General features: G+C 39.9%; 13 protein-coding genes. 9 read left to right on the top strand and 4 right to left on the bottom strand.

Annotated features, from left to right (window positions below; all coding sequences use genetic code 11):
• The 5 genes from HGG78_RS13135 to HGG78_RS13115 form a co-directional block, all read left to right on the top strand.
• Nucleotides 1-1670: hypothetical protein (locus HGG78_RS13135; protein ID WP_172533165.1), on the top strand; the 1670-nt coding region annotated here is incomplete at its 5' end.
• 159 nt (nucleotides 1671-1829) lie between these two features.
• On the top strand, nucleotides 1830-2312 hold the full coding sequence (locus tag HGG78_RS13130) for an SET domain-containing protein-lysine N-methyltransferase (protein WP_172533164.1): 483 nt from the start codon (nucleotides 1830-1832) through the stop codon (nucleotides 2310-2312).
• Nucleotides 2313-2909: 597 nt separating this feature from the next.
• Nucleotides 2910-4775 carry a putative nucleotidyltransferase substrate binding domain-containing protein gene (locus tag HGG78_RS13125; protein ID WP_172533163.1) on the top strand — a complete coding sequence of 622 codons (1866 nt, stop codon included), beginning with the start codon at nucleotides 2910-2912 and terminating at the stop codon, nucleotides 4773-4775.
• Nucleotides 4775-5482: a 3'-5' exonuclease gene (locus HGG78_RS13120; protein ID WP_172533162.1), complete on the top strand. Its 708-nt coding sequence runs from the start codon at nucleotides 4775-4777 to the stop codon at nucleotides 5480-5482. The genes HGG78_RS13125 and HGG78_RS13120 overlap by 1 nt, the downstream gene beginning before the upstream one ends.
• A gap of 54 nt (nucleotides 5483-5536) precedes the next feature.
• Nucleotides 5537-6421 carry a DMT family transporter gene (locus HGG78_RS13115; RefSeq protein WP_171981127.1) on the top strand — a complete coding sequence of 295 codons (885 nt, stop codon included), beginning with the start codon at nucleotides 5537-5539 and terminating at the stop codon, nucleotides 6419-6421.
• Nucleotides 6422-6484: 63 nt separating this feature from the next.
• Here HGG78_RS13115 and HGG78_RS13110 read toward each other — a convergent pair whose 3' ends face one another.
• The 3 genes from HGG78_RS13110 to HGG78_RS13100 form a co-directional block, all read right to left on the bottom strand.
• Nucleotides 6485-7192 (bottom strand): oligogalacturonate-specific porin KdgM family protein, encoded by a 708-nt coding sequence (locus HGG78_RS13110; protein WP_172533161.1) that lies wholly within the window; start codon nucleotides 7190-7192, stop codon nucleotides 6485-6487.
• A gap of 398 nt (nucleotides 7193-7590) precedes the next feature.
• On the bottom strand, nucleotides 7591-8052 hold the full coding sequence (locus HGG78_RS13105; protein WP_172533160.1) for a NanQ anomerase/TabA/YiaL family protein: 462 nt from the start codon (nucleotides 8050-8052) through the stop codon (nucleotides 7591-7593).
• Between the two features lie 84 nt (nucleotides 8053-8136).
• The gene (locus HGG78_RS13100; protein WP_172533159.1) at nucleotides 8137-9396 is read right to left on the bottom strand and encodes an alginate lyase family protein; all 1260 of its coding nucleotides are present in this window, start codon (nucleotides 9394-9396) and stop codon (nucleotides 8137-8139) included.
• A gap of 812 nt (nucleotides 9397-10208) precedes the next feature.
• On the opposite strand from HGG78_RS13100, the gene HGG78_RS13095 reads away from it, so the two are divergent.
• Together HGG78_RS13095 and HGG78_RS13090 are read left to right on the top strand one after the other, a co-directional pair.
• Nucleotides 10209-11987, top strand: a complete 1779-nt coding sequence (locus HGG78_RS13095) for a sodium:solute symporter family transporter (protein ID WP_172533158.1) — start codon at nucleotides 10209-10211, stop codon at nucleotides 11985-11987.
• 84 nt (nucleotides 11988-12071) lie between these two features.
• Nucleotides 12072-13679, top strand: a complete 1608-nt coding sequence (locus HGG78_RS13090; RefSeq protein WP_172533157.1) for a polysaccharide lyase 6 family protein — start codon at nucleotides 12072-12074, stop codon at nucleotides 13677-13679.
• Nucleotides 13680-14086: 407 nt separating this feature from the next.
• Here the strand turns inward: HGG78_RS13090 and HGG78_RS13085 are convergent, their stop codons facing one another.
• Nucleotides 14087-14968 (bottom strand): NAD(P)-dependent oxidoreductase, encoded by an 882-nt coding sequence (locus tag HGG78_RS13085; RefSeq protein WP_172533156.1) that lies wholly within the window; start codon nucleotides 14966-14968, stop codon nucleotides 14087-14089.
• A gap of 305 nt (nucleotides 14969-15273) precedes the next feature.
• On the opposite strand from HGG78_RS13085, the gene HGG78_RS13080 reads away from it, so the two are divergent.
• Both HGG78_RS13080 and HGG78_RS13075 read left to right on the top strand, forming a co-directional pair.
• On the top strand, nucleotides 15274-16884 hold the full coding sequence (locus HGG78_RS13080; protein ID WP_172533155.1) for a methyl-accepting chemotaxis protein: 1611 nt from the start codon (nucleotides 15274-15276) through the stop codon (nucleotides 16882-16884).
• Nucleotides 16885-17008: 124 nt separating this feature from the next.
• Nucleotides 17009-20629, top strand: coding sequence for a hybrid sensor histidine kinase/response regulator (locus tag HGG78_RS13075; protein ID WP_172533154.1), 3621 nt, complete (start codon nucleotides 17009-17011; stop codon nucleotides 20627-20629).
• Nucleotides 20630-20632 lie beyond the last annotated feature (3 nt).

Here is a 20632-nt window from a genome sequence, read left to right as displayed (position 1 = left end):
CAGAGCAAAAGGAAAAGCTAAGTAATTTTGGGATCACCCCCGACAAATTAGTTAAAGTACTCGGACATTATGGCGGTTCCAAAACTCTGGAGGTATTGCTTAATCTCACGCCAGAGCAGGAAAAAACATTGAATGATTTGGGAGTGGTAGGTGATAAAGTTGTCTCTATTATGAAATACGGTGGTGGTTCAAAAAACATACAGGCATTGCTTACACTTACGCAAGAGCAGAAGGAAACGCTAAATAATCTGGGGATCACTGCTGACAAGTTAATTCGTGTAGTCGGGCAGCCTGGTGGTTCTAAAACTCTGCAGGCCGTGCTTAATCTCACGCCAGAACAGGAAAAAACATTGAATGATTTGGGAGTGGTAGGTGATAAAGTTGTCTCTATTATGAAATGCGGTGGTGGTTCAAAAACCATACAGGCATTGCTTACACTTACGCAAGAGCAGAAGGAAACGCTAAATAATCTGGGGATCACTGCTGACAGGTTAATTCGTGTAGTCGAGCATAATGGTGGTTCAAAAATCATACAGGCATTGCTTACACTTACGCAAGAGCAGAAGGAAACGCTAAATATTCTGGGGATCACTGCTGACGACTTAGTTCGTGTAGTCGGACATAATGGTGGTACCAAAAGTCTGCAGGCATTGATTACACTTACGCAAGAGCAGAAGGAAGAGCTAAATAATCTGGGGATCACTGTTGACGACTTAGTTCGTATAGTCGGACATAATGGTGGCACCAAAAGTCTACAGTCTTTGCTGGATCTCCAACCTGAACAGAGGGAAAAACTGATTAATCTTGGGATTACTGGCAAAAACTTAATTCGTACAGTGCGACGTGGTGGTAGTTCCAACACTCTGCAGATAGTCCTAGCTCTCACGCTTGAGCAGGTGAAAAAGTTGAATGATTTTGAGATCACAAAGGATCTGCTAGTCAACGTTGTAAGAACAACTAATGGTGCAAGAAATCTGCGGGCCCTGCTAGAGATCACACCTGAGCAGAAGGAAGAGCTGAATAAGTTGGAGATCACTAATGGTGAATTAGTGAGTGCAGTCGAACATGATGGTGGTGTTAAAAATCTGAGGGCTCTACTTGGACATCTTCCTAATTTGGATAAACGATATGCCCATCAGGCTGTGAGACTTTTAAATCAAAATGACGCTCATGCCTCTTTTTCCAATCAATACCAAGCGATGATTAAGCAAGACCGTTTACAAGATGGGGGCGATGGTCAGCGAGCGTCGGTAATTAGGAGGGCAGTGCCTCAAACCCCACCCATTTTACAAGGCCAGCGAAGGTCAGTAATTGTTGCTCGGGATTCTGTCCAGCAAGAAGCACGTACCGCAGAGATAGAACAAGAGGTCTTACCTGAGGGTAATGATAAGACTTGTTTTGAGCCCAACGACTTCAGAGAAAACCCAGCTCTGAATCATCAAGCAGGTTATCCACAAAGCGTGATAGAAAGACCTCGAGTCTCTGTTATTGTTAACAATATGACTCGACTAAATGTGCAATCTGAACCATCAACTACAAACATGGAGATGAAACAAGAGCTACTGCTTGAAAATAATGACGAAGTGTATTTTGAGTATAGTCAACCGCCTAAAAGGCCATGCATAGATGACGGAGCGCCCATTTTAAGAAAATCTACAAATCCATCGTAATCTGCAGTTGCTTTAACAGAGGATAGCATCGAGAGCTTAAGCGTTACTCAATATGGAGCTGAGTTAAAGAAAGCTATAAGTTTTTTACCAAATGCCAAAGAAAGGAGTGGGATTAAAAGTGCTATTGCAGGTCAATGTAAAGATTTTTTAAAGAAATCAATGGAAGCTCAACATGCTGCTTGGATTAATTCATGGGCAGATACAGCCGTGCCTGTAGATGAAGGACCGCGGCGTGGGCTGTCCGTATTTGCCAAACGTGATATCAAAAAATTTGAAGTACTGGGGGTTTACTCTGGGATCTTGCATGAAGATGAACGCTCAGTCGCTTCTGTTATGAGAAAAGAGGGATCTGTATCTGTATTGACGTATTTATGGAGTACTCAATCAAAGAAGAGAAACATCGACGCCTCTCAGTATGCGAATTCATTAGCCACAATAAATACTGCCCATTTACCGAGTAATAAGCCACAAGAAATATTTGCTAAGCATAATAATCTTGACTGTGTCAGATTTGGTCCTAACTATGTGTTTTATGTAGCACTGAGAAATATAAATAAGGGCGAGGAGCTGCTGATTGATTATGGCCCTGACTATGATCCACTTCAAATAAAAGAAGAGTCTATGGATGACTCGATAAATTGAATATAGGCACAGAGTTATAAGCACCATATTTTATTTTCAGTACCTGTCTATCATCAAATAAAACAATAAGACTGCGCTGTTTCTATAAAATCAAAATTAATGGTATCACCAAATTAATTCTGGATATATCCTTCCTACTTGAAGTTGTAGCGGTGTTGGCTACGTTTGCTCACCCCAATCACAGAGTTTATCTATGCTCATGGGTATTCACTTACTTGCCGTCTACCTGCAAACTTCAAGTAGTTTGAGTATAGCCGCTAAATACAGCATTAATAGTCTTTAAACGGCGCAGCTTCTTAGGGTTGTTGACCGTATAACACCACGCTTGATACCCTGCTTGTTGCAGTTTTTGAACATGTTTTTTGCTTGTGTTCAACGGAAGTTTAAGTTGCAGCTAAAAGCATTGATATTTAGCGGTGAATAGAGCAACTGGTAGAGAGTGGCTCTTATCTCTGCAACTTTTCAAGCCATGAGTGAAGTGGCTGAAGCTCAAGAGTTTGACCAATAACGATGGTTGGAAGTGGATACAAATTTTCATAGTATGCTTTTTTGTGTTGTAGGTTATATAATAATACTAATCAACCAAAGGTATTCGTTATGACACAATCTCTATTGCCAAATATTGTTCAGTTTGTTGGTCAAATTGATCCCTTTGATAAAGTTCCTAAAGAGGCATTAAGAGAGCTTTCTAGCCATATTCAAATTGTTTATCTCGCCAAAGGTGAGGTCATTGATTTATGTCTAGAAGGACAAGAAAAATCGTTGTATATCATCCGTACTGGCTCAATGGAGCAACGAAAGGCGGATGGCGTTCTGCGCGCGAGACTTGGTACTGAAGACCTGTTTGGTTTTACTTTTCTTGAAGGTAATGTCGATGATAATAATGGTTATAGCGCTATTGCCATAGAGAATACTCTACTCTATGTCATACCTAATTCGGCCCTACAAAATCTTTTTAAACAATTTCCGAGTAGTGTCGAGCATTTTGCATCTCAAGCTCAAGTACGATTAAAGTCAGCACTGGATGTGGTTTGGTCTAATAAAGAAAAAGGCCTGTTTATTCGCCGTGTGGAAGAAGTAGCGAGTGGACGCATTGCTGTTGTGCAAGCTGACCAATCCATTCAGTCTGTTGCTCATGAAATGCGTGTAGTGATGCGTTCGTCTTGTGCCGTCATCTTGGAAGATGGTGCCATTGTTGGTTTGATTACTGATAGAGATATGACAAAGCGTGTTATTGCCCATGCCACTCCAATTGATGCACCGATTTCAAGTGTTATGACGCATTCACCACTTACCATTAAACCGGATGATCTCGTATTACATGCGGCTTCCATTATGATGCAATTTAATATTCGTAATTTACCTGTAGTCGACAATAATAAAGTGGTTGGATTGCTGACTACATCTCATCTTGTTCAAAACCATCGTGTACAGGCGATCTTCCTAATTGAAAAAATAAAATACGCAGACAGTGTAAAAACATTAAGTACTTTTACTGCGGAACGCCAAGCTATCTTTGAAGCGCTCGTTGAAGGAAGAGTTTCACCTGAGACAATCGGTAAAGTCATGACAATGATTATGGATTCCTATACTCGACGGTTGATTAAAATTGCTATTGATCACTTAGGACCGCCACCGTGTGATTTTTCATGGATCGTTGCTGGTTCTCATGCCCGAAATGAAGTCCACATGCTATCTGATCAAGATAGTGCGATAGTACTGGCTGACGAAGCGACTGATAGTGACCGTTTATATTTTAATCATTTGGCCATGATTGTTAGTAATGGACTCGCCAGTTGTGATTATCCACTATGTCCTGGTAAGTATATGGCTGCAACGCCAAAGTGGTGCCAACCTTTGAATGTATGGAAGCATTACTATAAAAAATGGGTAGCGAATCCAGAATACGAGTGTTTGCTTAATATCAGCGTTTTTCTCGAAATCCGTACCATATATGGCAACAGTGATTATGAGCAAATATTACGAGATGAGCTGCATAAAAACATTCGTGCTAACCGCGAGTTTCTTAGTACGCTAGTAAAAGATGCGATTAACACTAATCCGCCACTAGGGATATTCAATAGTCTGGTCCTTGAAAAATCAGGGGAAAATCGGAAAACACTGAATATCAAGAAATACGCTATTAACCTTATTATTGATTTGGCTCGTATTTACGGCCTGGCGGTTGAGTGTGACTTATCCGCAACGGATGAACGATTTAAAGCCGCGAATGGCAAAGGTATTCTTAGTGATGACTCTTTCAAAAACATCTTAGGGGCGTACCAATTTATTTTGTCGTTCCGTTTTAGCCACCAGTTGGCTGCTTTAAAGAAGGGTGAAGAACCCAATAATCATATCAATCCGGATCATTTTGGCAGTTTCGAACGCAAACACCTTAAAGACGCATTTCGCATTATCGCAGATCTCCAAGAAGCGGTGAAAATCCGTTTTGGGAGCCGCTAATGTTATCTTATTTTCATCCCTTTGAGAGGTTAAAAAGGCGTCGTAATCATTACTTAAAAACTAGAGTGTTACCGAAAGTACTAAGCAAACTAGTCACATTGCCAGATCTCGATGTTAAACAGCTTAGCAGTGATATTGACTTCATTGTGTTGGATATCGAAACGACAGGTCTGGACTTCGAATCGGATCATATCTTGTCGCTCGGCTGGGTTGAGGTATCGTGTAATAGAGTTGATCTTGCGACTTGTCAGCATATGTATGTAAATAACCAATCTCAAGTCAAACCAGAAACGGCAGTCATTAATCATATTACGCCCCAAATGTTGATAGGTGGAGTGTCATTACACGATGCTATGCTGGCTTTTTTTGAAGCAGCTCAAGATAAGGTGCTGGTGGCTCACGCCTGTATTGTTGAGGCCAACTTTATTGATCATTATCTTAAAACGTATTTCGATGTATCAGGCCTGCCTTTAATTTGGCTAGATACAATGAGTATGGAAAAGCAGATGGAAAAAGCTATCAGCCATCATGAAGAGCCGGATGTTACCTTATCAGGTACACGTGTTAGATATCGTTTACCTGAATATAATGGACATAATGCACTAGCAGATGCAGTAGCAACAGCTGAGTTGCTATTGGCTCAGCAAAAGCGTCTTTCTCCCCATCATCCCCCTGCTTTTGGCTCACTTTACCGAATAAGCCAATAACTTTAATCACAGTTGTCTTTAAACTATTTTTTATTCTTACTTTATTAGGTTTCCATGAACCAAAAAACAATTACCCATGCCATCTTGTTGCTTGTGTTGGCGAATTTATTAGCTTCTTTATCCGATGTTTCTTTGAAAATGCTAAACGGAGAAGTGCCAACGTTTCAATATGTCTTTATTCGTCAAGTACTAAGCTTACTTATTATATTTCCCTTATGGTTACGTTTGCCAAAAGTGAAACGTATGAATGGTTTTAGCCAAGTGACTTTTTGGCGAGCCCAGCTCATCTTATTAGGCAGTGCGTGTGCTATGGTGGCGATCACACACTTAACATTGGCTACAGCGAATGCGATGTTTTATGTTGGACCGTTGTTGGTTTTACCTTTATCAGTGGTGCTACTTAAAGAAAACCCACCACTTGGAAAAATAATTGCTACAACCATTGGTTTTTTAGGAGTGTTGATTGTATTGCGTCCGGAGCACTTTCATTGGGCCGCCATTGTTGCTTTAGGTAGTGCGCTAGCTATTGGATTAGGTAATATACTTATCCGTCGATTACCGACTGACCAGCCATTAGTGTGCACACTGTTTTGGACAACATTGATGACTTTGCCACTGGCTTTAGTTTTGGCGGTTTATGAATGGCAAGTTATTAGTTGGCAGCACGTGATGTGGATTATGGCGATAAATCTTTTTGTACTTGCGTATCATGCCTTGGTGGTTATCGCATTTAAAAAAGCTCCTGCTAGCCAAATAGCACTGGCTGAGTATTCTGGCTTAGCATTTGTCACGTTTTTTGGTGTAATTTGGTTTGATGAAATTCCCGATATTTTCACCGCCTTCGGAATAGCACTTATTGTTATACCAATGATGCCAATTCGTTGGAAACCAATGCTGAGAAGTCTTACTAGGAAAAGAAAACAACGCGTTATTGAATAACAAAATGAAAAAAGCGCTCGGCAAATGCCGAGCGCTTTTAAATGAATGCAATAGACTTGAATGTTAGAAACTGTAACTCACACCGATACGGCTGCGTAGTTCATAATCATTGTTCGTTGTCGAGCCGTCACCGATATCGAACCCGCCATTATCTTTGTAGCTGATGTAGCCAAATTCAACGTATGGAGACCATTGGCCAATTGTACGTCGAATGGTTGAATTGTATTCTACATCAGTTTCTTTATCTTTGAATAACTCGTAATCATCAGCTTTGTAGTAATTTGCTTCTAAACCAAAGCTCCATTTTTCGTACTTGTAGCCGAGATTACCAGTTAGGCGATGGCGACGTTTATCATCTGTATTATTATTTTGATACATGTCATAGCGATAACGACCGCTCAGAGTGAGTCCTTCGACATTATCAAAAGCATAAGTAACGCGCAGTTGAGGCTTATAGGTCATGCCCGAAGAACGGCTTTCAACAGGCATACCTGGGATTAATGTCCAATTGTCGTTAAGTTTAACACGGTAGCCCCAATCGAATTCCCAACCATTATTCTGTAGGTCTTCTAAAAATTCGCCATCTTTGCCTTTGAACTTTAGTTCACCGCTAAAGTAAAGATTGTTGATACTTTCGTTCATTTTTACACGCGTAGCGTGTTGCTCTGAGCTGTGTTTGTATTCATGGCGAATATCAATAGATGCAGAAAGTGCAGAAGTTGAAAGTAGGGTGGTGCACACTGCAATAGTCAGTTTATTGATTGGTTTCATTTTATGATACTCTATTTGTATTAAGATATGCTAATTATATTTGTATGGGTTAATAATGACTGTGATAGCGATCGCTCTTGTGCCTTTACGAAGAAATAAGGATGTAAAATAATATTTCAAATGACATTTATCTTTTTATATCAATTGGTTGTGTTGGCTTTGTGCCGGTGGTTATTAGAGGGGGATTTTTGGAATTGTGATTCGAAGCAAGTTTTCAAGGTCTGAAATCTATCTCCATAAGTTATTTTATAATACAAAGCTGCTTAGGTTTGACTTGTGAAATGGTCTACGAAGCGGAAATAGAGTGATATCGTTAACTTGTTACTGACCTTCATTATCGCCAGAAAGAGGCGATAATGAAGAGTAGAAAAACAATAGTTTAGGGAATGGAATGGCAATTAGATCAGGTAGTGGGGGATTTTAATCACAGCTTTTCTTACGAGTTTGTCTTCTCCAACAGAGCATAATGGACGATGTACTTCATTTGGATAGAAAACGACAAAATCACCGTTATTTATCGTGACAAATTGTTCATTGCTTGCGTTTTCAAACAGTGCAACGTCATTTTCAAGCTCATCCAGTGCTTCTAGTTCCGGTGATAAATCATATGTGTAACCGAGTGACTCAACGCCATCTAGCATCAGTTGCACATCGATATACTTTTTGTGGATTTCAGCTTTTCGGACCGACGTTTGTTCGGTTTTGATTTCCATTAAAATAACGAACACCTCCGGATGAGAAAGTGTATATTTTCCCGTATGGTTTTCTTTCGCAATAGCGATTGCTTCTTCAATCCAATGTTGAATTTGCGGTTGAATATAGCTTACCTGGTTTAACTTACTAATCGTACCAAATAACATAGTATGTCCTTAAATACATTGATGTTTCTGCTAGGCGTGAATGGGTATATTTAGCCTAGAGTTTTTAATATAGATATTATGGTCTTAGCGAATCGAATAGAGAAGTTCAATATCTCGCTGTGCCCACACTTCTGCTAGGTTTTTCTTAACAGTAAATTGGCTGAAGTCAGTGCTAGTCGCAAGATTTATCCACTGTTGATTTTGCATCGCATTTCCTGCTTTGACGTAGATAGGGGTCATTCGCTCTACACGGCGACGTTTGTCTTTTTGGGTATATGGCCATTTAGTTTCTGGGTCATTGTAGTTTGCCATCAGTTGAATCCCCTGCGCTAATGAACCGCCATTCTTATTCGTATAATGCCAGAGATCAATGCCGACTTTATCGCCTAGTTGTGCAATACCGACTAACGGATCCAAACTAAAGTAATGATAGTGGTAAGCACGAGTGCGTTGAACTTCATGTGGTTGGGAGCCATCTTTTTCAAACTGAGTATCAACGCGCATCTTTCCTTTTTGTATCATCTGTTTGGTCAGGACTTCATTTCCTAGAAAATAGGCGATACCAGCGACTTGGTAGTCATACCATGTACCATGGTTATTGGGTGAGTAGGCTTCACCTTGAGGGCCACCGCTCAAATCATCGACAATTAACCAATCTAAGTAATCGCTATACCACTGAGTAATTTGTTGTTCATCGCTCTTTGTCCACTGTGCAGACTGAGATAAAATTGCGATAGCATCTAATGTACGCTCAACCAATGTCCGTGTGTCAATGATGCCACTACGTCTGCCATCTGCAACCCCGGGAACACCTTGGCCAAAATTTACATTAGGGTTCATTTTAGTGTCTTCGTTGATGAACCACGTTCTGATGTATTCAATACCTTGTGTGGCGTATTTTTCATCTTGACTGAAATAATACGCTAGCGCTAATGCTCGTACCGAGCGGGTGAAGTGGCCAATACGCGTGGAATCGGTTTCATTTGTTTTCGAAGCCGGGTTCGTTTTACCGTCGTGGCGAATCCACGGCAGGCCATCACTTTTACCTTCGTCTGGCCACCAATAAGGACTGATACTCAAATAGTCATGTTTGTCACCACTGGGTGGAATCATCCCTTTGTCTGTTACAGTAAAAGGCCCTTCGACCATAGCGAGTTCGGCCTCTTCTAGCAGTAACTGGTAACTGTGGTTCATTGATGGCGTTACTTTGTCTGAATTTAGAATTGTTCGGTTTGTGTTGAGCGTTGCTTCATCTAAAAACACAAAATTAGCAGCAAAGCCGTTTGTCGCGAACATAAATGAACCAATGCTGGCCGCAAGACGTAGCATTTTATTCTTTTTCATAAAATAGAACCTTAAGTAGTAACGTAATACAAATATGATAAGGCAAAAAGAGGTAGGGATCTGTGAATCTTATCTAATTGCTTGCAATTATGATTCAATGTTTGACGAGTCTTGATTTCACACTTTAAATACAATGTGTTATGTATTTATCTTGGTGCTGTGTGTTTGAAGGTACGTAGAAAATGTGTTCTACATCAAGAGTTCATGATTTTTATTATTGATTTTATTTGTAGTACAATTATACTTTAGTGAAAAGAATGAACAGGCTAACCTTTTGCCATTCAAAGACCCCGTTCATTTCAGGTTTATAGCCGGTGGCTAAAGAATGATTTATTGAAGCGTTTGAATTAGCACTTCAATTGTTGCTCCCAACTTATAACTATAATGTTTGTTAGGCGTTCTAACGACGATCGAAACCTAGCAACGGATCTCCCTCGATTTACGCTCATACTGATACAGGCAGTACGAGCGTTTTTTTTATGTCATTGCATCCATATCTAAACCACAATCATTTCTAATCATACAAAAATACTTCTGCTTCTATTGTAAGTGTAAGTAATCACTATTTTAAAATAGGGATATCAAATCAACATTTAATACTAAAAGGCCTAAATTTGGCGTTTTTGATAGAAAAATATTGAATTGATCGATGGTTTTGGCTGCTTTCGTATACTTGACTTGGATCACCGAACCATAATGAGGTCATGTTGTAACTTAGATTTTAGTCACGCATTTTCAATATTGTACTACAAATCTGTCTGGGTGAGTTTTATAGTGTGAACATTAAACCTCATCACTAAAAAGGTCTTAAGATGGAACTCAATACTTTAATCGTAGGAATCTACTTTTTATTCCTAATTGCTATAGGGTGGATGTTTAGAACATTTACCAGTAATACCAGCGACTACTTCCGTGGGGGGGGTAACATGCTGTGGTGGATGGTCGGTGCCACAGCTTTTATGACGCAATTTAGTGCGTGGACATTTACAGGCGCAGCGGGTAAAGCGTTTAATGATGGGTTTGCGGTAGCGATTATTTTCATTGCTAACGCTTTCGGTTATCTAATGAATTATTTGTATTTTGCGCCTAAATTCCGTCAATTGCGTGTTGTTACGGTTATACAAGCGATCCGTATGCGTTTTGGTAAGCACAATGAACAAGTATTTACTTGGTCTGGGATGCCAAATAGCGTTATCTCAGCCGGCATTTGGTTAAACGGTTTGGCGATCATTGCGTCTGGCATCTTCGGTTTTGATATGACGACCACAATCATTTTGACTGGCCTCGTGGTGCTAGTGATGTCAGTGACGGGTGGCTCATGGGCGGTTATTGCTTCTGATTTTATGCAGATGGTGATTATCATGGCTGTAACGGTAACCTGTGCTGTCGTTGCGGTTATTCAAGGTGGTGGAGTCGGTGAAATTATTAATAATTTCCCAGTTCAAGAAGGTGCCTCATTTGTTTCAGGTAATGACCTAAATTATCTCAGTATCTTTGGAATTTGGGCATTCTTCATCTTTGTTAAGCAATTTAGCATTACCAATAACATGTTGAACTCTTACCGTTATTTGGCGGCAAAAGATTCTAAAAACGCGAAAAAAGCGGCATTGTTAGCGTGTGTATTAATGACGATAGGTCCAATTATTTGGTTTATGCCGTCATGGTTTATCGCAGGTCAAGGTATTGATTTAGCAGCAATATATCCAGAAGCTGGTAAGAAAGCGGCTGATTTCGCTTATCTATATTTTGTAGAAGAATACATGCCTGCTGGTATGGTTGGGCTTCTTATTGCCGCCATGTTTGCTGCGACCATGTCGTCTATGGATTCTGGGTTAAACCGCAACTCTGGTATCTTCGTTAAGAATTTCTATGAACCGGTTCTGCGTCCTGATGCAACAGAGAAAGAGTTGGTTTTCGTTTCAAAAATCACCTCCACTGTGTTCGGCATTGTGATCATTTTGGTGGCGCTATTTATTAACTCGCTAAAAGGGCTAAGCCTGTTCGATACAATGATGTACGTGGGTGCGTTAATTAGCTTCCCAATGACAATTCCTGCCTTCTTTGGCTTCTTTATTAAGAAAACGCCTGACTGGGCTGGCTGGGGTACATTGGTTGTTGGTGCACTGGTTTCTTACTACGTTGGTTTCGTTATTAACGCAGAAACAATTCAGAATTGGTTCGACTTACAACCTTTAACGGGTCGTGAATGGGCCGACTTGAAAGTTGCAATTGGTTTGATCAGTCACATGGTGATCACTGGAGGCTTCTTCATGGCAACCACCTTGTTCTACAAACCCCTTTCAGCAGAGCGCCAAGCTGATGTCGATAAATTCTTCGAAAACTTGGCCACACCACTTGTATCAGAGTCTTCTGCACAACAGAAACTTGATAACAAACAACGCAAAATGCTTGGTTCACTCATTGCTTTTGCGGGTGTTGGTGTGATGGCGATGTTTTTACTACCAAACCCGTTCTGGGGACGCATGATTTTTGTATTGTGCGGTGCGATCGTACTTGGTGTGGGTCTACTGTTGGTTAAAGCGGTGGACGATAAAATCGAGAATGCGAACGAAGTAGCGACTGAAAATTAAGTAACGGACTGACTTAATCTCTAAAAGTTAAAGCGGCGATAAATGATTTACGCCGCTTTAACTATTTTTAAAGTGAAGATCAATATGAATAAAACCATGATTTCTACTGCGATTTTGAGTGCGTTAGCACTTGTGTCTTTATCGGGCTGTAGCAGTGAGCCAACTAAGAAAGCAGCATCAACTACAGCCTCGATTGCTGTTGCTGATATTACTCGTGATTATCTACTTACAAGCGATCGTCATCATGTTGTCAATGGCGATCAACTGCAGCAAGCTTCATCGGACCAAGTTGAAGAGCTTAAAAAGCAAATTGAAAATGCGCCTGATGGTACGACTATCGTTATTCCTAGTGGTAGGTATGAAAGTCTAGGCCAAGTTACTATTAAAGCGAAAAACATCACCGTTACGGCACAACAGCCAGGTACAGTATGGTTAACCGGTCTTGTACAATTTGAGCTTAAAGGTAATGACATCACTATCGATGGTCTTGTGTTCACCGAAGGTGGCCCAAATGAGAGATTTGGTGCTGTACGTATGATGGGTGATCGCAACACGCTGAAAAATTCAACCTTTTATTACTTCAACCATGATTACACTTATGAGCCCGATGCGCGTCGTTCTGAATATCCAAAATATCTATGGGTGTCGCTGTGGGGTAAAGAAGGTAAAGTCATCAACAACCGATTCGAAGGCAAGCAAAAGCGAGGCACTTTGATTGGGGTTCAAAAAGATGAACAGCCAGACCACCACTTAATTGCGAATAACATCTTCCTTGATCAAAAGCCAAATCAGTTCAATGAATTCGATATTGAACAAGCAATCCGATATAACGGCAATAGCTGGGAAGCAATTCGAATTGGTGATTCTAAAGCGTCTCAGTTTGATTCTAGCTCTCAATTTATCGATAACTTAATGATTGATATGGATGGTGAACGAGAGCTGATTTCGGTCAAATCTGGCGATAACACGATTGCAGGCAACACTATTTTTGAAAGTACCGCCTTGATTTCCCTAAGACATGGTAAAGGCAATACGGTTGAAGACAACGTTATCTTAGGTAACGGTAAACTATTAACGGGTGGTGTGCGCATTTATGATGAAGATCATGTCATCCGTAATAACTACATTGCCAATACTCGTGGTCGTGATGGCGTAATAGAAGGGAATGCGGATCTACGTGGTGGTATTGTGATTAATACTGGCATCATTGATGTAAAGAATGGTGAACGTTTAGATCAATCTGTGAAAGGGAAGGAACTGAATAAACAGTGGACGCCAAAAAATATTACGATTGAGAATAATACCTTGGTTGATACTGAATGGGGTATCATTTATGGCAATCAAACTCACCGAGTAAGCCTATTTGATAACACCGAAGTTGAGGCTATATATTCAGGTGTGAATGTATCCTTCAGTCATAATGTTGTTGATAACTCATTATCTCCTGAATTTGTCAGCGTACGCGCAACGAAAGAATACCCACTGGTTGATGCAACGTATTCGGAAGAATTTTATGTAGGAACCGTAACTTCTGCTGAACAAATTGGCCACTATTCAGTGACACTGCCGGCAACAAGCATTGAGAATGGTTTTAACTACTATCGTGGAGCTGGAGCGGATGTTAATCAGTTGAAGGTAGTTACTGCACAAACGGCTGGCCCTGATTATGTCCTGACTCATACCGTGAAGTAATTGCATAATTTCATTCATCAGAATAAGTGCTCAGAAATAGCGTAGAAAAATGCTAACGCTACCATCGAGTATTTTAAGCTAAGATGAACAGTTGTTTAGCACAATTAGCATAAAGTGGCTCTCAGAAAAAGGGCCATTTTTTTTGTGCTCAAATTGATTAAGACCAATTACAGTAAGTGATCAGAAATAGCGTAGCAAAAAAGCTTGAGAACAAGACGGAGTTTTTCGATAAGTAGTTATTCTACAATCAAAAATTCTAACGCAGTTGACGATATTTTTAACAAGCAAGGGTGATCAGTTATTGACTACGATTGCTATGAAGTCGTTGGGTTTAAGTTGGATATTAGGATGTGCTGAAATGGGTTAGCCTTGCTACTAACAATAACGGTAGCAAGGCCAGTATTAAATTACTTCTTAAGAGCAGTGAAGTAGTCGAAGATAACAGGTACATCGTTACGACCAAGGCCAGCGTCGACAGCAGCTTGTAGACTTGCAGAAGTACCTTGTGCGATCAAAGATTCAGTGCCCAGCTCTTCACATAGAGCAAGGAAGTAACCAAGATCTTTGTTGGCGTTAGCAACAGAGAAACCGAGCTTCTCTTCACCGTCAACAGCATAGAACTTACAGAACTGCATGAATGGAGAGTTAGATGGACCAGCTGACATAATATCAAATAGTTGTTGGCCATCAACGCCTGCAAGTTTTGCAACAGCGAATGCTTGAGACATAGTCGCAACCGTCGTCATACCCATGAAGTTGTTAACCAGCTTCGTCACGTGACCCGAACCTAGAGCACCTAGGTAGAATACGTTTTCACCTTGCTCGTCAAGAACAGGCTTCACTTTGTTGAACGTCTCGATGTCGCCAGCAGCCATAATATTTAGCAGGCCATCTTTAGCGTGAGCAGGAGTACGGCCAAGGGGAGCGTCGATCATGCCAGCACCTTTAGCAGCAAGATCAGCACCAATCTTCTTAGTCGAAGCTGGAATAGAAGTACCAAAATCGATCAGAGTTTTGCCTTCAGACATACCAGCTAGGATACCAGTATCACCGTAAACGACTTTTTCAACAACTTCAGACGTGGTTAAGCATAACATTACGATATCAGATTTTTCAGCAAGCTCTTTACCAGAAGTTGCTTCAGATGCGTTGCCGCGCGCTAGAACCGCTGCAACTGCATCTTTGTTTAGATCCATCACGTTAACTTCGTAACCACGGTTTTGTAGATTTTCAACCATGTTACCGCCCATAAGGCCAAGGCCGATGAAACCAATTACTGGTTTAGTCATGTTTAACTCCAAATATCTTATTGTATGATTATATGCCTTTATTGTATTCGCTCATTTGAAATTTGCAATCAAAAAAATCACCTTAAGCATCCGGACGCGAAAAAATTCTTGATAAATTGAGACATGCGTAACGCTTATGTCGGCAACTATTTGAATAGTGGGGCTTGTTGAAGTTACAGAGGTGTCGGCAATGTTTACCTTTGTGGGAATTTTCCTTCGTGATGGCGTGAGTGGCTTGTAATAGAATCTAAATGAATCAAAAATCACACAGCAGGATGGAACAGAGAAACATGATGGATTATATAATGCATAGGCTAACAATTAGGCAGCAGTTACTGATAATGATCATCTCTCTGATTGTTGTCCTTAGTGGTGTTCTGGGGTTTGGTTTATTAAAAGTTGAAAACACTAATGAAGCGACGAATGATGTTGTTGATAAATTGGTAAAAAGAGGCGCTGATGTTATCGATCATCAATTATACCCATTTGCAAATATAAGAATGGAATTCTACCGTACAATATTTTCTGACGATGCAAGAGCTCAATATGTAGAAAAACTGTCCAAATGGCATGATGCAACCACGGCAAATATTCACGCTGGTGGCAAAACTAAGAGTGCTGAGGCGGCTTTGGCTATGGTTGACGCCTATTATGAACATCATAAAAATGCAGTAACGGTTATCAATAGCGTGAATGATGGCGTGCTTAGCCAACGAGAGTTAGATGTTTTTTTAGCAAAAGGTTCAGAACTCGCGACAGCCTATAATGATTCTGTGATGAAATACATAGACTTTTTGTCTAATCAAACCAAGGCAGCCATAGTTGAAAGTGAAGTGACTATTACCAAGTCAATACTGCTGGTGGTTGAGATGGTATTAGTCGCTATGCTTATTGGTTTGATCATCTGTTATTGGTTGGCGAAAATAATTTCTAATCAGACAAAATCGGTGTGTGATGCGTTGGAGAAATTATCACATGGCGATCTTACGGTTGAATTGCCAGTAGCGAAAGGCAAAAATGAAATGGCGCTTTTGAGTGGATACTTTAACTTAACGTCATCAAGTTTTCGTACTACTTTTAGCGAAATGTCTTCAATTGCCACCAGTGTGGCATCATCTTCAACGCAATTAAGCGCTGTCATGTCACAGTCGAAAGCTAATGCCGAAGAAGAAAGTAGCCAAATGACCCAAATTGCGACGGCTATTAACCAGATGTCAATGACGGCTCAAGAAGTAAGTCATAACGCAACACAGGCTGAGCAAGGAGCGAGTATTGCTATTGAGTCTGTCTCATCTGGCCATCATGCTGTTAAAGAGTTGCAAAAGGTGTCAGATCAGATTTCGGTATCCGTGCAGAATACAGCAGTGGCATTAGAAGATCTAAAAGCATATTCACTTGATATCAATACCGTTGTTGAAGTGATTGGTAGTGTTTCTGAGCAAACTAATTTACTTGCATTGAATGCAGCGATTGAAGCTGCCAGAGCTGGCGAACAAGGCCGTGGCTTTGCCGTAGTGGCTGATGAAGTTCGAAACCTTGCAGCTAAAACGCAGCAATCAACACAGAATATTAAAGAATTAATCGAGCGTTTACAGCATAAAGCTGAAACGACTAATGCTGAAATGAATAGTAATATTGAATTAGTTGAACAATCTCGCGGTGCTGTTGTTGCAGTTACCGATGCTTTTTCTACTATTACTGATGCAGTTAATTCAATTACGGAAGTCAACACAATGGTTGCTACTGCTTCAGAAGAACAATCAGCAGTCAGTGCTGAAATCTCACACAGTATTGAAGTGGTGACTGGTGTGGTTAACCAGAACGTTGTAGGTATCTCTCAAAGCACAACAGCAACCGAAGAGTTGGCTAGGTTGGCTGAAGAGCAACAACAAAAGATATTAGCGTTTCGTATCTAATAGTCGATACGATTTGGTTGGAAATGGTGGGGGGATTTCCCCCACGTTATCCATATCATCATAAAGTTTTGAGCACGAATCTGTACTTGACGCTGCTCGTACTGATATACCGTAGAGCGTATCAATGTATAAATTCACACCATTATTAGGAATCACTTTGCAACGAATTCTCGCGCTTTTCGCCATCATAGTTGGCTTGTTATCTAACTTCGCTTATGCCGCTGATTATCTATCAGATGATGATAAGGCGTACTTAAAAAATAAGTCATCTATTACCATCGGAGCCTTGACTGATCCATGGCAGCCGTATTGGGGCGGTTTCGAGGGGGAGTTGAGTGGAATTCATCACGATTATGCCGTGGGGATTGCCCGAGAATTGGATATTCCAATCCTTTACCGTGGGTATCCGAATGTTTTTGCGCTACTGGAAGCAGCACGTAAGGGCGAAGTGGATATTGTTATCGGTTTTGGTAAGACACCAGAACGAGAAAAGGAATTCATATTCACTGAGCCGCTGTATGAAAACGTTAGAATTATTTGGTTAAAAGATGAGACCCTGATTAATAAACCGTTGCAGAGATTGACCTGGTCCTGTGTCAAAAATACATCATATTGTCAATTATTAGAAGAGTATGGATATGCGAATATTATCGCGGTTCAATCATATGAAGACTCTATCGAAATAATTCGTAACGGAGATGCTGATGCAACAATAACTAATTTAATTTCCCTCAATTACTACCTTAACAATAGTGATGTTCATGAAGGGAAAATTGTTTACGATGATTTTCTTGGTGTTCAAAAAAATAGGATTTTACTCTCTAAAAATAATGAAAAATTAAAAGAGATACTTGATAGTGTTATTGTCGCCGATAGCCATGGAGAGACATCAGAGAGTATAAACTCTGAAAATCTATATTTTTTGAATGATCAAGGAAATTTAAAATTACTAACTAAAGAAAACCACAGTCGAATAATAAAATATACTATTGAAGAAGATATGTATCCGATGTCCTATATTAATAGTCAAGGACAAATCGATGGCTATATCCATGAGTTGTTAAATTTTCTTGCCTCGAAAACCATTTTAGAATTTGAATATGTACCTGCTAATGGTAGAAATACAGCTGAAATGTTGCTAGACCATGATGTTGACCTGTTGCCAGTTCGTAATATTGAATCGATTGATTTTCGAGATTTCATCACAACTCGATCTTATACTTCAGTTGAATTTGGATTTATTGAAAGCAAAAACAAAATCAATAATGGAGTGACAGCTATTTTAGATAGAACTGGGGGCTTCTATCAAGGATTGAGTTTAAGTAACGATATAAAAAAAGTGAAAATATATGATGATCTTACTGATGTTTTAACCGATGTTGAATTGGGTGAGATAAAAAATGCTTTCATAAATAAGGATTTGATCAATAAAAAATTAATTAATAATGGTTGGTCTAATGAATACGTAGTCTTAGAGAATCCATCAAATATTGATTTAGATGTCGAAATTGGCATGATGGTCAGAAAAGATTCCAATATACTAAAAGATATGCTGGATAGAGCGTTATCAACAGTAGATGAAACCGATATCGAATTATTAAAATATAAGCATGCCAGAATTAATGTTCATTATGGGTATGATAAGCAAACGGTTGTGACCTATGGTGTGCTTACCGCAAGCCTTTTATTAGCGGTCATTTTTCTGACATTCAGTCGACTAAGTATATCATTAAAAAAAACCAAACTATCAACCGAACAGTTAAGTTGGTTAACAGGGTTGATGGACAGTATTCCAAGTATGATTTTTATTTCGGATAGCAAAGGTGAGTTGATTCTTTCCAATAAAGCTTATCGCGAAAATTTCAAGGCATGCAGTATTAATCCCAATTGTCCACAAAGAAGCACGTGTTCTTTTGCCAATCCAGAGCATATTCCTGATGAAGATAATTTTTCTAATGTTATACATGTCCCTGAAGCACAATGTAAAATGGGAGGCAAGCACTACCTTGTCACTAAAAAGCCGGTATTACACCCGAAAGGGGGGATGAATTATTACTTAACAGTATTTAATGACATAACCGAGCTAAAAGAGACCGAAATTGCACTTCGCTATTCTAATGAACAAGCTTTAGAAGCAGTAGAGGCGCGTAATAATTTCCTTGCCGTCATCAGTCATGAATTACGTACACCAATTGCAGCGATGTTAGGTTTAATGGAAATTCTATCCTCACGGCTTAAAAGTGAAGAAAGCCGCATGTTACTGACTAATGCTGTGAACTCTGCTGAACGTTTGAAGCATCATGTTAATGATATTTTGGACTTCTCGAAAATTGAGGCTAAACAGTTACAGTTAGATATTAGCCAACATGATCTGCTAGATGAGCTTTGCCCAATACTTCGAAGCTTTGAGGTCAGTGCAAAATTAAAAGGGTTAGAGTTTGTTGTAAATTGTGATCCAACCAATATCCTTTATGTTAAATTTGATGCACTACGGTTAAATCAAATCATAAATAATATTTTATCTAACGCCTTAAAGTTTACCGAACAAGGCCGCATTACCGTCGATATTCAAATTACGACAATTCATTTATCTATTGTGATCAATGATACAGGTTGTGGTATGAGTCAAGAGCATATTAATTCAATATTCGAGCCCTTCGTTCAAGCCGATAAAAGTATTACCCGGCGCTATGGTGGAACTGGTTTAGGTATGTCTATTGTTAGTAATTTAGTCTCTTTGATGGGGGGCAAAATTCTGGTGGATAGTGAACTAGGCAAAGGTAGCAGTGTTGCTGTTAATATTCCTATTGAAGGCGAAATCTTTGATGGCTCTCATCTTGTCTATAATGAACGTGTTACATCTAACATTGAACAGCAATGGCTACAACGTTGGGGGGTGCTGATCACAGAACCACTTGAGGAATATAATGCGGTTTATGTGGTTGGCGATGTCGAGAATTACTATCCAGATTTGTTAATGCAGCAGTTGGTCAAAGATCAGCCCAGTTCGAAGCCAGCGGTAAGTGGTGATAAAAGACAGAAATTGAAAGGGCATATTCTGGTTGTTGATGATGAACCCATCAACCGTCTATTGATGAAAAAGCAACTTACAGAATTGGGCGTTGACGTTACGCTAGCGGTAGATGGTGTAGAGGCGATGAATGTATTGCACCATCGTGCTTGCGATTTTGATTTGATCATCACTGACTGTCATATGCCAAATATGGATGGTTTTGAATTAACTCGCACCGTCAAAAAAGAGATGGTTGTATTTGCTGATAAGCCGATCATAGGTTGTACAGCTGAAGATTCTAGAATTGCGACGGAAAAAGCAAAAGCCGCGGGTATTGATAAGATAATCTATAAACCCTATTCGTTGTCACAGTTGTACCAAGTATTAAGTGGTTATTTAGCTGTCCAAGAAAGTGAAAATAAAGATCCGATAAACTGGTTGGACGAGTATAATGAAGAAGAGCGTCAAGAGATGGCAGAAGTTGTTGTTGATTCACTTTGTTATGATATCGAACAGTTAGAGCAAATAGATTGTGATTACAAGTCTATTGCGCATCGTGTAAAAGGGTCTGCCGGGGCCTTAAATCTGAGTGATCTTGCATTGCTGGCTCGAAAATTAGAACAAGTATCAGAACCAAAACAGGTAGAAGAAGAGAAAGTACGTTTGATTTTGGCAATGAAGAAGGTTGTAGAGCAAGCTCAAGCATGGCTGTTAGCCAGGGGAGTAGAATAGATC

It is taken from the genome of Vibrio aestuarianus (assembly GCF_012395185.1).
Classification (GTDB): domain Bacteria; phylum Pseudomonadota; class Gammaproteobacteria; order Enterobacterales; family Vibrionaceae; genus Vibrio; species Vibrio aestuarianus.
This window is presented reverse-complemented; position numbering and strand designations above follow the sequence as displayed.